This window comes from Nioella ostreopsis (genome assembly GCF_004000255.1).
Taxonomy (GTDB): domain Bacteria; phylum Pseudomonadota; class Alphaproteobacteria; order Rhodobacterales; family Rhodobacteraceae; genus Nioella; species Nioella ostreopsis.
The window spans coordinates 110032-123481 of the sequence record NZ_RCIQ01000015.1 but is presented as its reverse complement, the minus strand read 5'-3'; the positions used below and the strand labels follow the sequence as shown (position 1 = coordinate 123481).

At 60.3% G+C, this 13450-nt stretch carries 11 protein-coding genes and 1 tRNA gene; 9 read left to right on the top strand and 3 right to left on the bottom strand.

Features of this window, described 5'->3' with window-relative positions; all coding sequences use genetic code 11:
* Nucleotides 1–388: 388 nt before the first annotated feature.
* The 5 genes from EP237_RS15820 to EP237_RS15800 all read left to right on the top strand — a co-directional run bounded on the left by EP237_RS15820 (nucleotide 389) and on the right by EP237_RS15800 (nucleotide 5212).
* Nucleotides 389–2674 carry a choice-of-anchor F family protein gene (locus EP237_RS15820; protein WP_164744731.1) on the top strand — a complete coding sequence of 762 codons (2286 nt, stop codon included), beginning with the start codon at nucleotides 389–391 and terminating at the stop codon, nucleotides 2672–2674.
* Between the two features lie 154 nt (nucleotides 2675–2828).
* Nucleotides 2829–3476 (top strand): CatB-related O-acetyltransferase, encoded by a 648-nt coding sequence (locus EP237_RS15815; RefSeq protein WP_127561871.1) that lies wholly within the window; start codon nucleotides 2829–2831, stop codon nucleotides 3474–3476.
* Nucleotides 3477–3572: 96 nt separating this feature from the next.
* Nucleotides 3573–3863, top strand: coding sequence for a hypothetical protein (locus tag EP237_RS15810; protein WP_127561870.1), 291 nt, complete (start codon nucleotides 3573–3575; stop codon nucleotides 3861–3863).
* Between the two features lie 44 nt (nucleotides 3864–3907).
* Nucleotides 3908–5098, top strand: coding sequence for a cation:proton antiporter (locus tag EP237_RS15805; RefSeq protein WP_127561869.1), 1191 nt, complete (start codon nucleotides 3908–3910; stop codon nucleotides 5096–5098).
* Nucleotides 5099–5136: 38 nt separating this feature from the next.
* Nucleotides 5137–5212, top strand: a tRNA-Trp gene (locus EP237_RS15800).
* A 64-nt stretch (nucleotides 5213–5276) separates the two neighbouring features.
* On the opposite strand, the gene EP237_RS15795 is transcribed toward EP237_RS15800, so the two are convergent.
* Entirely contained in the window at nucleotides 5277–6302 is a 1026-nt protein-coding gene (locus tag EP237_RS15795; RefSeq protein WP_127561868.1) for an NAD-dependent epimerase/dehydratase family protein, read from the bottom strand.
* 354 nt (nucleotides 6303–6656) lie between these two features.
* Between EP237_RS15795 and EP237_RS15790 the strand changes: the two genes are divergently transcribed.
* From EP237_RS15790 to EP237_RS15775, 4 genes are all read left to right on the top strand, one after another.
* Complete coding sequence (locus EP237_RS15790; RefSeq protein ID WP_127561867.1) at nucleotides 6657–8537, top strand: polysaccharide biosynthesis protein; 1881 nt, start codon at nucleotides 6657–6659, stop codon at nucleotides 8535–8537.
* A gap of 124 nt (nucleotides 8538–8661) precedes the next feature.
* Nucleotides 8662–10824, top strand: coding sequence for a YjbH domain-containing protein (locus EP237_RS15785; protein ID WP_127561866.1), 2163 nt, complete (start codon nucleotides 8662–8664; stop codon nucleotides 10822–10824).
* Nucleotides 10803–11489, top strand: coding sequence for a YjbF family lipoprotein (locus tag EP237_RS15780; protein WP_127561865.1), 687 nt, complete (start codon nucleotides 10803–10805; stop codon nucleotides 11487–11489). Before EP237_RS15785 ends, EP237_RS15780 begins: the two co-directional genes overlap by 22 nt.
* 149 nt (nucleotides 11490–11638) lie before the next feature.
* On the top strand, nucleotides 11639–11914 hold the full coding sequence (locus EP237_RS15775; protein WP_127561864.1) for a hypothetical protein: 276 nt from the start codon (nucleotides 11639–11641) through the stop codon (nucleotides 11912–11914).
* Between the two features lie 144 nt (nucleotides 11915–12058).
* On the opposite strand, the gene EP237_RS15770 is transcribed toward EP237_RS15775, so the two are convergent.
* Both EP237_RS15770 and EP237_RS15765 read right to left on the bottom strand, forming a co-directional pair.
* Nucleotides 12059–12781: an alpha/beta hydrolase gene (locus EP237_RS15770; RefSeq protein WP_164744730.1), complete on the bottom strand. Its 723-nt coding sequence runs from the start codon at nucleotides 12779–12781 to the stop codon at nucleotides 12059–12061.
* Entirely contained in the window at nucleotides 12778–13437 is a 660-nt protein-coding gene (locus EP237_RS15765) for an ABC transporter ATP-binding protein (RefSeq protein WP_127561862.1), read from the bottom strand. The genes EP237_RS15770 and EP237_RS15765 overlap by 4 nt, the downstream gene beginning before the upstream one ends.
* Nucleotides 13438–13450: the final 13 nt, after the last annotated feature.

Sequence of the window (13450 nt, the reverse complement as noted above, 5' to 3'; positions counted from 1 at the left end):
GTGTCGAAGATCCTCGCATAAGCGATTCTGGCCCGCGGGCCGGAACGATTAGCCAGATACAGCAAAGGCCCCCTCGTGGGGCCTTTGTCATGAAAGTCTGAGCGACCAGATCGCCAAGACCAATGGAAAGGCCGCCCAAAAGGGCGGCTTTTTTTCCTTGAAACAGCGTTGCGATCGGCAGGCGTTGCCGCTTAGCAACGTTGCTTCGTAATGATAAAATTGGCATTGCCTAAAGTTTATAGATTCGATCTTTTGATGCACGTAGCGAGTCTTTTCGTATGTCGGTAGCAACCAACGGAAACAGGCTCGCAACCCGGCATTCAGCCCGCGAGCCCTGTTCGGACAAATCGAACTAGGAGACTTTGAAATGGGGAATGCAGGGTCCATCATGAGACCGCATATTACAGCCCTTACCGTGATGCTCTTGTCGACCACTGCAGTTGTAGCAGGGACGATCGAGGACTTTGTCGGACCTGTCGGGCTTGGCTTTGTTCTTGCTGACGAAGAGGAAGGAGTGGTCGAGCCAGGCATCGCGGCCGTGACCGGCGCGCCGAATAATGATGATTTCGTTGGCAACGGGTTTTCCCCGGCCGGCGTACTGAACTGCCTTCGTTCGTCGCAGCCCGGTTCTGGATGCGCAGAAGGTCCGGGAACGGGCAACCGGTACAAAACCTTCCTGACCGGTAATGGTCCCTTGGATCTGGTGTTTACCACTGCATCGAGCGGTGGGGTCACAGAGTATTTCAACTTTGCGAAGACGTCGAACACCACGGGGGCGCGGATCGAAAGCCTTCAACTTGTTCTGGGGACCGGCACAGGGGATGGCTTCGTTGCCATGGATCCAAGCGACCCCAGCAATGCCGTGCTCTTTGACCAGCTGACAGCCCTGAGCGGGCAGGCCGTTGACTGGCCCTTCTTGGATGGTTCCGGCGAAGGTCAGTCGCCCTTGCAGCGCGTCTGGTTCCCTGACGGTCTGTTCGGAAACGGCGGCCAGGAGGGGGACATCGGCTTTTTCAGCACGGACCGGGCAGGATACATCGTATCTCAGAATGATGATGGGACGATTCTGACGATCTACGATCTGACCAACGCAGACCATTCGGCGCTGTTCGGGGATATGCTGCTATCGCGAAACATGCTGCCCGACGGGATGTTCTGGGACGAGACTGTGGCGGACACAACCGACGAGGACGCCCTGATCGCCTGGTACGACAATCGTGCTGACGGCGGCAACGGCGCCTGGGTCTGGGGCAACATGAACGCCAATGCAGTCGATGCGGAGCCGCGCCTCGACGCGCTTGCGGCCGCCCTGGGGCTCGCGGATCGGTCAGAGCTCAGCTATGTTGCGGGCGGTGAGGTTCCTGCCGACGTTGCCGCGCTGATGGAAAGCGGTGAGTTGTTCGAAGTCCTGCCGATCGAGGACCTGTCGAACCTCAACATGAACTTCAACCTCGATGTGGGTGATATCCAAGTCGGCGAATTCACAATCCGCGTCGTGCCGACATTTGCTCCCATCGTGGAAGCGGCGGGAAGCCCATTCCAATTCGCGGTGGCTGGTAGCCTTGACGCGGCAAATGTGCCTTTCCTGAATGCCGATCCGGCCTATCTGGCCCTGGTTGACGAGGTGATGGCGCTGCCCACGGAAGCAGAACGTCAACTGGCGCTGGAATCTCTTGGGCACAGCTTTCTGGGAGCCTATGGAGGGGTCAGCTACGAATTCGGGTCCAATGCGCTCTTCGCTCTTGGCTCGCCTCTTTCAGGCAATGCCGATAGCGAGATGGTGACGAGCGGTGCAGGTCGCTGGATGATAAGCGAAACCGCCGAGGCCTTTGTCGCGCTAACCGGTTCTGGGTCCGACACGGAACGGACGCTCAACTCCGCCGGATACTCAACGTCGACTTCGGGGGTGCACGCAGGTGTGGAACTGTCCCTTGCTGATGGATGGTCGGTCGGGTTCATGCTGAGTGGCCAGAACGGCGAGGCAGATATCATGGCCAATCGCGGGTCCATTGATGCCACGTCCTTCGGCGCAACGGGTTTTGCTCGCTATTCCGGAGCGTTCAGTGGCGGCACTGCCCACCTTCAAGCGGCGATCGGCTATCAGTCCCTGTCCTTCGACTCCATCCGCAACATTGCCTTTGGTGGCATTAACCAGACTGCACTGGGGTCTACAGACGGTCAGGCGACGTTTGCAGGGCTGGAGGCGTCCTGGATGATGCATTCTGGCAACTTGGCATTCGGCCCCATGGCGTCGGTCGAATACTACGATCTTCGGGTGGATGAATATACCGAAACCGGTGCCGGAATTTTCAACCTGACGGTAGGTGCACAGGATAGCGAGATGCTGGTCAGCCGTGCCGGATTGAGCGCAGAATACTCCTCGATCACGGCAAGTGGCGATGCGCTTCGGTTTACTGGCGGTATTGCCTATGCAAGCCGTAGTGGTGGCGACATGATGGTCAGCGGCGGGTTCGCAGGGTCCAACCTTCCGGCTATCATGACCCCGGTGGACAGCGTCGATGCTGAATGGATCGATGTCGGTCTTGGTCTGCACTATAGCTTCACGGGCAATTCCGGGAACATGATGGATGTGGGGCTGGAGTATCAGGGCTCTTTGTTCAACGATGGCTACGAAGAGCACCGCGTCGGGCTGAGCCTGCGCATGTCGTTCTGAGATACGGAACGCATCCTGTCAGTGGAGAGGCCGCCTTCGGGTGGCCTTTCTTTTCATGAAGTCTTGAGTTAAAACGACATTCCGAAACATGGAGGGTGTCATGGACAAAGCCGCGATCTGAACCGTTTCCATTCAGACAAGAAAGGCCCATTCCATGGATGACCTATACCCCTCGCCAGACACCGTGCACCCGGTTCCCTTGCCCGATGGCAGCGTTCACGCGGGCACCGTTTTTCTCAAGCCCGTGATCGACCACCCCCGATGGGAGATAGGGGCGTACAGCTATGCCAGCGCCCACCATCCTCCGTCGGATTGGGCATTTCACCTTGCGCCCTATCTTTATGATTTCTCGCCAGAGCGGCTGATAATCGGCAAGTTCTGCCAGATAGCCGACGGGGTGCAGTTCATCACCGCATCGGCCAATCACCGCTATGACGGGTTCACCAGCTTCCCCTTCGCGATCTTCGGAGGCGGGCCTGCTGCCGGACGGCCCTCGATGCCAGGGCCCGGTCCCGACACGGTGATCGGCCATGATGTGTGGCTGGGGCAGGGGGTGCGGGTGCTGCCCGGTGCCCGGATCGGCAGTGGCTGCATCATTGGCAGCGGCGCGGTCGTGTCGGGTGAGATCCCGCCCTATGCCATTGTCGCGGGCAATCCCGCACAGGTGATCCGAATGCGGTTCTCAGAGGATGTCATCGCCCGCCTGCTGGAACTTTGCTGGTGGGACTGGCCGATTGAACGGATCTTGCAGAACGAGGATGCCCTGTGCACCGGGGATCTGCGCCTGTTGAAGGCTGGGTAAGTCATCGGCAGTTTTCCCCGCAGGCTCCGGCCAAAGCATGGCCCCCTGGGTCAGACCGTGATAGGCTGACCCAGGACATCCAAAAGGTACGACACCATGATCCGTTCCACCCTGACCGCACTTGCCCTTACCCTCGCGCTGATCGGTGGGGGCGCCCCTGCGGATGCGCAACAGCGCGTGAGCGAACAGTTGATCCTGTCTGTGGAGCAAGAACTGCCGAACTATGTGCAGGGCGTCGATGTACGGTCCCTGTCGGCGGGGCAGGTTGCGTCGCTTCATCACGTTCTGCACAGCAATCGCTCCCCTTCCCGAATCCGGGGGCAGATCATTGCCATTCTCGGGGGGTTGGATGAGCTCTTGTTCGGGCGCAATCTGGCGACACTCTGATCTCGCGCAATGTCTTGCGCCCTGTCCGCTGCTAGCTTGCGGACATGAGACTCGATCTTACCCTTCTGACACTTGGCATCCTGTTTCTGGTTGGCCTCGCCGCCGATGAGATCGGGCGGCGTACACGCTTGCCCCGCGTGACGTTGCTGCTGCTGGCTGGCGTGGTCGCCGGCAGATCGGGGCTGGATCTCGTGCCTGCAGAGGCCGAGGAATGGTACGAATTCCTGTCCGTCTCGGCCCTGACCATGGTCGCGTTCCTGCTTGGCAGCGCATTGACCCGCCGAAACCTTGCCGCGCACGGGGCCGAAATCGTGGTGATTTCAATCAGCATCGTGCTGATCACGTTGCTGGTCGTCGCGGGCGGTTTGGCATTGATGGGTGTCCCGCTCGGTCTGGCCCTGCTTCTGGGGGCGATTGCCACGGCCACCGCGCCCGCCGCGACCGAGGATGCGATCCGCCAGTCGGGCATGACCGGCGCCTTCCCCGACAAGCTGCGCGGCATCGTTGCCGTGGATGACGCCTGGGGTCTGCTCGCCTTCAGCCTGATGGCTGTTGCAGCGGGCGAGCTATATGGCAACGGCCACGAAGGGGTTTTGCTGGACGCGCTGCGCGAAATCGGCGGAGCATTGCTGCTTGGTGCTTTTGTCGGGGTGCCAGGAGCGATGCTGACGGGCCGGATCAAACCGGGGGAACCCTTGCAGACCGAGGCGCTCGGCCTTGTCTTTCTGACCGCCGGGCTGGCGATCTGGCTGGAGGTCTCTTACCTGCTGGCGGGAATGACGGCGGGCATGCTGATCGTCAATTTTGCCCGGCATCACCGGCAGGCCTTCCACGAGATTGAAAACGCCCGATGGCCCTTCATGGTTCTGTTTTTTCTGCTGGCGGGCGTGTCGCTGGAACTGGGTCACCTGGCCACCATGGGCGGTCTCGGGCTCGCCTATCTGGGGCTGCGCATTGCAGCGCGCATCGTCGGCGGCTGGATCGGCGCGCGGCTTGGGGGGGACAGCGAAGTGGAACGCCCCTGGTTCGGTATCGCCCTTCTTCCACAGGCTGGCGTGGCGATCGGCATGGCGCTGGTCGCGGCGGAAAGCTTTCCCGACTGGGGGGATACGATCATCACGCTTACCATCGGAACAACGGTCGTGTTCGAGCTTCTGGGGCCACCCGCCACGCTGTTTGCGCTGCGCCGCGTTGCCGGGAAAGAAAGCGGCCAGCCGCCTGCAAAGGGGCCTTGATTCCGCCTGTGCGATGGCTTAACCGGTGGCTCCAGTACAGGGGTGTAGCTCAGTTGGTAGAGCAGCGGATTCCAAATCCGCAGGCCGCGGGTTCGAATCCTGCCGCCCCTGCCACTCGAAAAGCCCGGCGGTTTTCGCCGGGCTTTTTCTTTCGATCCTGCCCAAAGACCCCGAGGGGTCACAGATTGTAGTAGTCTCGGTACCACTCGACGAATCGTGCCACGCCATCCGCGACCGAGGTGGATGGCGTGTGGCCGGTCAGGCGCTTCAGAAGCGTGGTATCCGCCCATGTCGCAGGTACGTCGCCGGGTTGCATGGCCATCAGGTTCTTGCGGGCCGCGCGACCGGTTGCCGCTTCGATTGCCGCGATGAACTCCATCAACAGGACCGGGTTGGAATTCCCGATATTGACGACCCGATAGGGGGCGACGGGCGACAGGCTGTCGCCCTCCGGTGGTGCGGTGCCATCGGTCGGGCGGATCGGGGCGACGTCGATCAGTTTTTCGATTCCGGCAACAAGATCATCTACATAGGTAAAATCCCGCTGCATCTTGCCGTGGTTGTAGACGTCGATCGGCTCATCCGACAGGATCGCGCGTGTGAACTTGAACAGCGCCATGTCAGGCCGCCCCCACGGACCATAGACCGTGAAGAAGCGGAACATCGTGGTGGGCAGGCCGTAGAGATGTGCATAGCTATGCGCCATGGCCTCATTGGCCTTCTTGGTGGCCGCATAGAAGGACATCTGCGTATCGGCCTTGTCCGTTTCTGCATAGGGCATGTCCGGGTTCGCCCCGTAGACGGAGCTGGTGGAGGCCAGCAGCAGATGCGCGGGCGGATAAGCGCGCGCGGCTTCCAGCAGGCGGAAGGTGCCGATCAGGTTGGCCTCGACATAGCTTTCCGGCGCTTCGATGGAATGGCGCACACCCGCCTGCGCCGCGAGGTGGATGACCGCATCGGGGCGATGGTCGGAAAACAGCGTTTCCAGCAGGCCGGGCTGTTCGATCCTGTCATTGACGGCGCGAAAACTGCGCGACTGGCACAGCATTGCCTGCCGCTTTTCCTTGAGCGTGACATCGTAGTAGTCGGTCATCGCATCCACACCGATCACCCGCCATCCAGCGTTCAGTAGCGTCGAAGAGAGGTGGAAGCCGATGAAACCGGCCGACCCCGTCACAATGGCGGTGCGCTGTGGTTGGGACATGCGATGGACCTTCGTCATCTGCCGAAAAGCTCGGGTGTTTGCGGTTGTGTACAGGCTTGCCGCCAGTTTGAAAACGTGTTGATCCGAGTCCACTTCGCAGCGCTGAGGTGTCAGGCGCCAGGATAGAACGCGTTCGCCTTGGGTATAGGGATGAATTCGGCAGCATACCGCGCGGCGGCGAGAGACTCCTTGTGCCTCCAGAGAGGGATGGTTAAAGTCGAAGAGGCTGAAAAAGTGGCATTACGCGTTTCTGGTGTCACTCAAAACGGCTTTTCATGGGCGAATGTCCAATAAAGCATTCTAAAGTGATCCTGCGAATGTTTCGCGGTTTATTAGGTCGGTAGGTAGTTCCGCATGCTGAGACTCGTCAAATCTCTGACGCGAAAGCAAAAAAGAAACGTTTTGTTGATTCTTGACCTCGGCCTGGTTCCTCTGGCGCTTGTTTTTACCTTTGCGGTTCAGGCGGATCCGCGCACGCCTCTGGAAACTCTGTCTTTGCTTCTACCCGCGCTGCCATATTTGCTGGCTGTCGCGGCTGGCGTTGCCATCGCTCTGGGCATTCCCCAGATCCAGCTCAATGCCTATGAAGGGCGGGCCTTGGCGAAGACGGCCGTTTTCGCCGCATATCTCGGGGCAAGTCTGGCGGGATTGGGATGGCTTTTTCAATTGAACGTGCCGATTGGGAACAGCATCGTCTTCGCGATCTGCTTCTTCATGTTCTCGGCAGTCAGTCGCGTTGTCATGTATCAGGTCGTGGTTGCGATCTACCGGCGCGAGATACCGCGATGCAGGGTGTTGATCTACGGGGCAGGCACCACGGGCACCCAGTTGGCCACAGCCCTGAGAACCCACGAGGGGATCGACCCGGTCGCATTCGTGGATGACAATACCGCCTTGCAGGGTGTCCTGATTGCCGGTCTGCCGGTCTACACGCCTGCCAGTATCGCGCGGATCGTTCAGGAAAAGAGCATTCGCCGCGTCCTGCTGGCGATCCCGTCTCTCAGCCAGCCCAAGCAGGCACAGATCGCGCGGCGTCTGCAAAAGATGGGGCTGGAGGTGCAGACTCTCCCCTCCTTCGCGCAGCTGATCGGGGAAGAGCCTCTGGTCGAGAAGCTGACCCCGGTAAAGCCCGCACAGTTTCTCGGCCGGGCTCCTGTTGTCACCGCGCTCGGGGATGAGGGGAACAGCTATACCGGCCGGACGGTCCTGATCTCCGGCGCGGGCGGCTCTATCGGGGCAGAGCTGTCACGTCAGGTTCTGGCCTGTCGTCCCAAGAAGCTTATCCTGTATGAATTGAGCGAATATGCCCTGTTCAATATCGACATGGAATTGCGTCCGATGGCCGAGGAAGCGGGTGTGGAGCTGGTTTCTGTCCTGGGCTCGGTAGCCGACGCGCGACAGGTTCGGTTGGTTCTGGACGAATACCATGTGCAGATCGTCGTGCACGCAGCCGCCTACAAACATGTCTCCCTGGTCGAGGCCAATCCCCTGTCGGGGTTGTCAAACAACGTTCTGGGGACCCAAACCCTCGCAAGAGAGGCCGAATCTGCCGGCGTTCAACGTTTCGTGCTCGTGTCGTCGGACAAGGCCGTGCGCCCGTCCTCCGTCATGGGGGCCTCGAAGCGGCTGGCGGAACTGGTGGTGCAGGATTTGGCAGTGCGTTCCAGAGGGACGATTTTCTCGATCGTCCGGTTCGGCAATGTGCTCGGATCCTCTGGTTCCGTCGTGCCGATCTTCCAGGAACAGATCAGCCGCGGCGGACCGGTGACCGTGACCCACAAGGATGTTCGCCGCTATTTCATGACGGTCCGCGAGGCTGTGCATCTGGTCTTGCGCGCCGGGTCCATGGCCACTGGTGGCGAGGTGTTCGTTCTGGACATGGGCGAAGAGGTGTCCATAGAGCGCCTTGCCCGACAGGTCATCGAAAGTTCCGGATATACCGTTCAGGACGAAAACAACCTGGACGGAGATATCGAGATTTCCTTCATCGGGCTGCGTCCGGGCGAGAAGCTCCGCGAGGAACTGACGCTCAGCAAGGATCGGCTGACCACGTCTCACCCCAAGATCTTTGCCGCCCGTGAACAGGCCTTGTCCGAGATCGAGGTGGCATCGGCCTTGCGCAGCCTGCGCGAGGCGATTTCCGGTGGCGACAAAGCAGCGGCATTCGCTGTGCTCGATCGTTGGATCGAGGGGCGCGACGAACAGAATGCAGCGACCCTTCAGGGCGGCAATTAAGCTTTGATCAAAGTCTGTCACCCGAAAGACGCGCTTCGGGCAAAAGCGTCCGAAGCGGCAGAGGCGCAAGCTTGATCATGCCCCGGCGCGCGTGGTCTAAGAACCTCAAAGCAGGAGAACGGGTTTGCGCGGATTTCTAGATTTCGGGGGTGTTGTAAAACCTGCCATTGCAGCCGTCACGGTGCTCCTTGGCGGTCTCTTCGGTGCTGTCGCGCAGGCCGATATCATCGGCACCCCTGTGTCAGGCCCGCGCCCCACGCTCAACTTCTATGGCACCGCTGGCATGATCGACATGCCATCGGCCGAGGTCATGCCGGACGGCGAATTCTCGACCACGATTTCGCATTTCGGTGGCATCACCCGCAATACGTTGAGCTTTCAGATATCGCCCAGATTGTCAGGATCATTCCGCTACTCCGCGACTGAGGGGCTGAACCTTGCCGGGTTCGAGACCTATTTCGACCGCAGTTTCGATCTGCGCTACCAACTCCTGCAGCAGCAGGAGGGTGGCTGGTGGCCCTCTGTCGCGATTGGATTGCAGGATTTCGTGGGCACCGGGATCTACGCGGGCGAATACATTGTCGCCAGCCGGTCTTTCGGAGATACGCTTACCGTGACCGGCGGTGTTGGTTGGGGGCGCTTGGGCAGCTACAATTCCTTCGGCGCGCCGTTCAGCAATGTGCGGCCGAGTTTTGTGCCCGGCGATACCGGCGGCGAAATCTCATACGATCAGTGGTTTCGGGGGCAGGCGGCTTTCTTTGGTGGCATCGAATGGCAGCCGACCGACCGGCTTGGGGTGATCGTCGAATATTCCTCGGACGCCTACCGGACCGAAACCGCACAGGGCGTGTTCGAACGGCGGTCGCCGTGGAACTTTGGTGTTGAGTACCAGGTGAACCGCTCGCTTCGACTGGGGGCCTACTATCTCTATGGGTCCGAAGTCGGTGTGAACCTCGCCTTCAGCTTCAATCCGCGCCGCCCCGTTACGCCAGTCAGCAACCGCCCTGTTCCCGGCCCATTGGCCATCCGGCCCGATCCGGCTGCGAACCCTGACCTTTGGACCGCGGATTGGGTAGAGAACCCGCGCGCGCGCCCTGCACTGGGGGAACGGCTTAGGGAAGCGCTCGATGCCGAGGGGCAGGACCTTGTCGCATATGATCTGGGGGCCTATGAGGCAGAGATCCGGATCGAGAATACCCGCTACACCGCTGTTGCGCAGGCGCTTGGCCGTTCCGCGCGGGTGATGGCGGAAATCCTTCCACCCTCGGTCGAAACCTTCCATATCACCCTGCTGGACGAAGGTCTTGCCGTCTCTACCCTGACATTGCGTCGGTCGGATATGGAGGCGCTGGAGCAGGAACCGAATGCAACCGAGGCACTACAGGCGGTTGCAGGCCTGCGCGCTGCGCAACCGACCGAAGCGGAAGACCTCGTGGATGGCATGTTCCCCCGCTTCGACTGGTCTCTGAGGCCCTACACGCGGACCAGCTACTTTGATCCTGACAATCCCATACTCATCAACCTGGGCGTGCGCCTGTCTGCGTCCTACGAGTTCCATCCCGGATGGAGAATTGACGGCGCATTGACCCAGAGACTGGCTGGCAACCTCGATCAGGCGCGCACCTCGCCTTCGAATCTGCCGCCGGTCCGGACCAGCAGCCCCCTCTACGATCGTCAGACCGGCATTGCGGTGGAACGGCTGACCTTTTCTCATGCCCGCAGCCTCGGCAATGATCTCTACGGCCGTGTGACCGTGGGGTATCTGGAGCGGATGTATGGCGGCCTGTCAGCCGAATTGCTGTGGCGTCCGGTCAACAGTCGCCTCGCGCTTGGGGCCGAGATCAACTATGCGCGGCAGCGTGAATTCGATATGGGGCTGGGTTTCCGGGATTACGGCGTCGTGACCGGTCATGTGTCGGCCTATTACGACATGGCCAATGGCTATCATGTCCAGATCGATGCCGGGCGCTACCTTGCCGGGGATTGGGGTGCCACATTGTCCATCGACCGGGAGTTCCGCAATGGCTGGCGCGTTGGCGCCTTCATGACCCTGACCGATGTGTCGACCCAGGATTTTGGCGAAGGCAGCTTCGACAAGGGTATTCGCTTCTCGATACCAGTGACCTGGTTCACCGGGCAGCCAAGCCGCCAGTCCGTCGGCACCACGATCCGGCCGATCACCAGGGATGGGGGTGCGCGGCTTGGTGTGCCTGACCGTCTCTATGAACGTGTCCGGGATGGGCACCTGGGCAATATCGACGATCAATGGGCGCAGGTGTGGCGATGAAGCGAGTTGTGGCATTCTTGGCGCTCTTGGCACTTTCGGGATGCGGGCAGGACGCGGCGAACAGCCCATATGCGGCTGCGTTCGAGCAGATTCGTGGCGGATTGTTCAACCGGGGCGAGGCACCGTCACAGTTTACGGCAACACGCGCCTCGTTGGCCGAGGCGGGCATCACGGCCCCGGTGCTCGTCGTCCGGATGCCGGATGCGGACATTTCGGTGGGATTGCTGGAATATGGCACGAACCGTGATGTTACCATCTGGCGCAGTCTCGATGGCAACACCGTCAGCACCGCCGCTGGCCTGCTGCGAAACACGCGGGGATTCGGCACCGATCTGCACAGCCTGGAGACCGAGGCGCTGCATCACGCCCTTTCACAGGGGCAGTCGGCAGAGTATTCCCGCCTGTTCCGGGCGCTTGACGGCGAGGGGCAACTTCACGCGATTCGACTCTATTGCTCCCTCACTCCCGAAGGCAGCGAAACGGTCGACATCCTTGGTCGCAGCTACGCCACCCGCCGGTTCAGCGAGACATGTCATGTGGATGGGCGTGACACACCGGTTTTCGTGAACACCTATTGGCAAGGACGTGACGGTGATTTGTGGAAGTCGCGTCAATGGGCTGGTCCGGAATTGGGCTATGCCAATCTGGAGCGCGTGATAAACTAGCATCTATCGCAAAAATCAGCCGAGACGCGCTTGCGCGGATTGAATCACGACAGGCATCGTGTTAGCTGAAGGAAAGTAGTGTATTGGAGACTGACCCGATGAAAATCTCGAAAACAATTTTTGCAGCTACGGCCGTTTCCGCATTCTGCGTGACCGCCGCAAGCGCCCTTACCGTGGACCAGTGTGAACAGCTCGGCGGCAATGTCGACCTGGTTGAAGCTGAGTGCGAACTGACCGCAGCACAGGAAGACGAAGCGCGCGCTCTGGGCTGGCTGCCCGGTGGTAGTGCTGCTGCGACTGCAACGGCAACCGGTCTTGGCACCGTCGCAGGCAGCGGTGGCCTTCTGGCTGCCGGTGGCGGCCTGATCTTGACTGCGGTCCTGATCGGTGATGGTTCCTCTTCGACCACGACCTCTGGCAGCTAATCCGTTCGCCAGACGAAAAAGAATTCGGGCGGCTCTTCGGGGTCGCTCATTTCTTTTTGGGACGCTTGCGCCAGGGGATCGCAATCAAGGCAATGGCGCGTGCGCTGCACGGTGGGGTTTCCGGTTGGCCTGCCGGGGGGCGACCTAGCCAGATTCACCTTCCGATGCCATGAACTCATGGATCTGTTCGGAAACAGACGGACTGTGTGCGGGCAGGTTGAAGAACCCATGCCCAACATTCGGATAGCCAACGAAGCTGCAGCGACCCTGAGGCCACAAGGCGCAGAACTCCTTTGAGGTGGCGATCGGGACGACATTGTCGTCACTGCCGTGAACCGTCAGGCAGCGCAGGCTGTTCATCCGGTGCCAGCCTTTCCAGCGCTGCATCGGAGAGATCTCCGGTAGGCCCTCAGGCGGGACCACGCGATTGCTGAAGCCACCCTTCGCAGTGTCCGTGACCGGATTAAGCAGAATCAGGCCGCTCACCCGGTCGGGCGCAGCAAACACCGCGTCCAGCGCCAGAAGGCCACCAAACGACGCGCCCATGACGAACAACCTCGACTCGGCAGGCGCCTTTCGGCGGCTCCAGTTCAGTGCATGAGCGGCGTCCGCCAGCATCTGCGTCACTGTTGCCTTGTTGCGGTTCAGCGTTCGGTATTCAGCAGCGACAATGGTGAGTTCCGGGTGATCCTTTGCAAGTTCCTTGCAGAAGGGGATCAACATCTCCGGTCGTCCATCCACGCCACCGCCGCCGTGAAAGGCGAGGATCCGAGCCTTTTCCCGTACGCTTGCCGGGCACACCAACGCGGATTGGCGCCAGCGAATTCTGGTTGAGGAGAAATGCAGCGGATTCTTCCCTTCCTTCAAACGCCCTTCATGTTGCGGTTGTGATGGTCGATGGCTTCATCAAGGTCTTCGTAGTAGATGGCGCGCCCCCCTTCGAGAACCACACCTACGTCGCACATGGCACGTAGCTGCTCTGTATTGTGGCTCACCATGAACGCGCCGGCTGTTTCCATGCGCTCCAGGAACAAGGTCTGACTTTTCTCGCGAAAAGCCATGTCGCCGACCGAGGTTACTTCGTCCACCAAATACGTATCGAACGGGATTCCCATGGACACCCCGAAAGACAGGCGAGATCGCATGCCGGAAGAATAGGATCTGAACGGCAGGTAATAATGCTGTCCAAGCTCTGCGAACTCTTCGACAAAGGCAGCGAGTTCTTCCGTATCGACCCCGTAGACACGGGCGATGAACTTGGTGTTCTGGAAGCCCGTCAGATCTGGGTGAAACGATCCTGCGAAGCCAACCGGCCAGGAGATCGAGCCGCTGGACCGGATCTCGCCGGAGGTTGGGTCCATCGCGCCCGAGATCAGTTGCAGAAGTGTCGACTTCCCAGCTCCATTGCGCCCAAGAAGAGCCACCGAACTGTTGGTCGGCAGGGAAATGTTCAGGTTGTCGATCACGACCCTACGTCGCCCGTTCAGCACGAACACTTTTCGCAGGTTTCGAAACTCGATCATCTTTGCGGTCTCG

What these genes read in the sequence shown, in the direction of transcription:
- EP237_RS15820 (WP_164744731.1), top strand. Translation starts at nt 389, where the DNA reads ATGAGACCGCATATTACAGCCCTTACCGTGATGCTCTTGTCGACCACT.
- EP237_RS15815 (WP_127561871.1), top strand. Translation starts at nt 2,829, where the DNA reads ATGGATGACCTATACCCCTCGCCAGACACCGTGCACCCGGTTCCCTTG.
- EP237_RS15810 (WP_127561870.1), top strand. Translation starts at nt 3,573, where the DNA reads ATGATCCGTTCCACCCTGACCGCACTTGCCCTTACCCTCGCGCTGATC.
- EP237_RS15805 (WP_127561869.1), top strand. Translation starts at nt 3,908, where the DNA reads ATGAGACTCGATCTTACCCTTCTGACACTTGGCATCCTGTTTCTGGTT.
- EP237_RS15795 (WP_127561868.1), bottom strand. Translation starts at nt 6,302, where the DNA reads ATGTCCCAACCACAGCGCACCGCCATTGTGACGGGGTCGGCCGGTTTC.
- EP237_RS15790 (WP_127561867.1), top strand. Translation starts at nt 6,657, where the DNA reads ATGCTGAGACTCGTCAAATCTCTGACGCGAAAGCAAAAAAGAAACGTT.
- EP237_RS15780 (WP_127561865.1), top strand. Translation starts at nt 10,803, where the DNA reads ATGGGCGCAGGTGTGGCGATGAAGCGAGTTGTGGCATTCTTGGCGCTC.
- EP237_RS15765 (WP_127561862.1), bottom strand. Translation starts at nt 13,437, where the DNA reads ATGATCGAGTTTCGAAACCTGCGAAAAGTGTTCGTGCTGAACGGGCGA.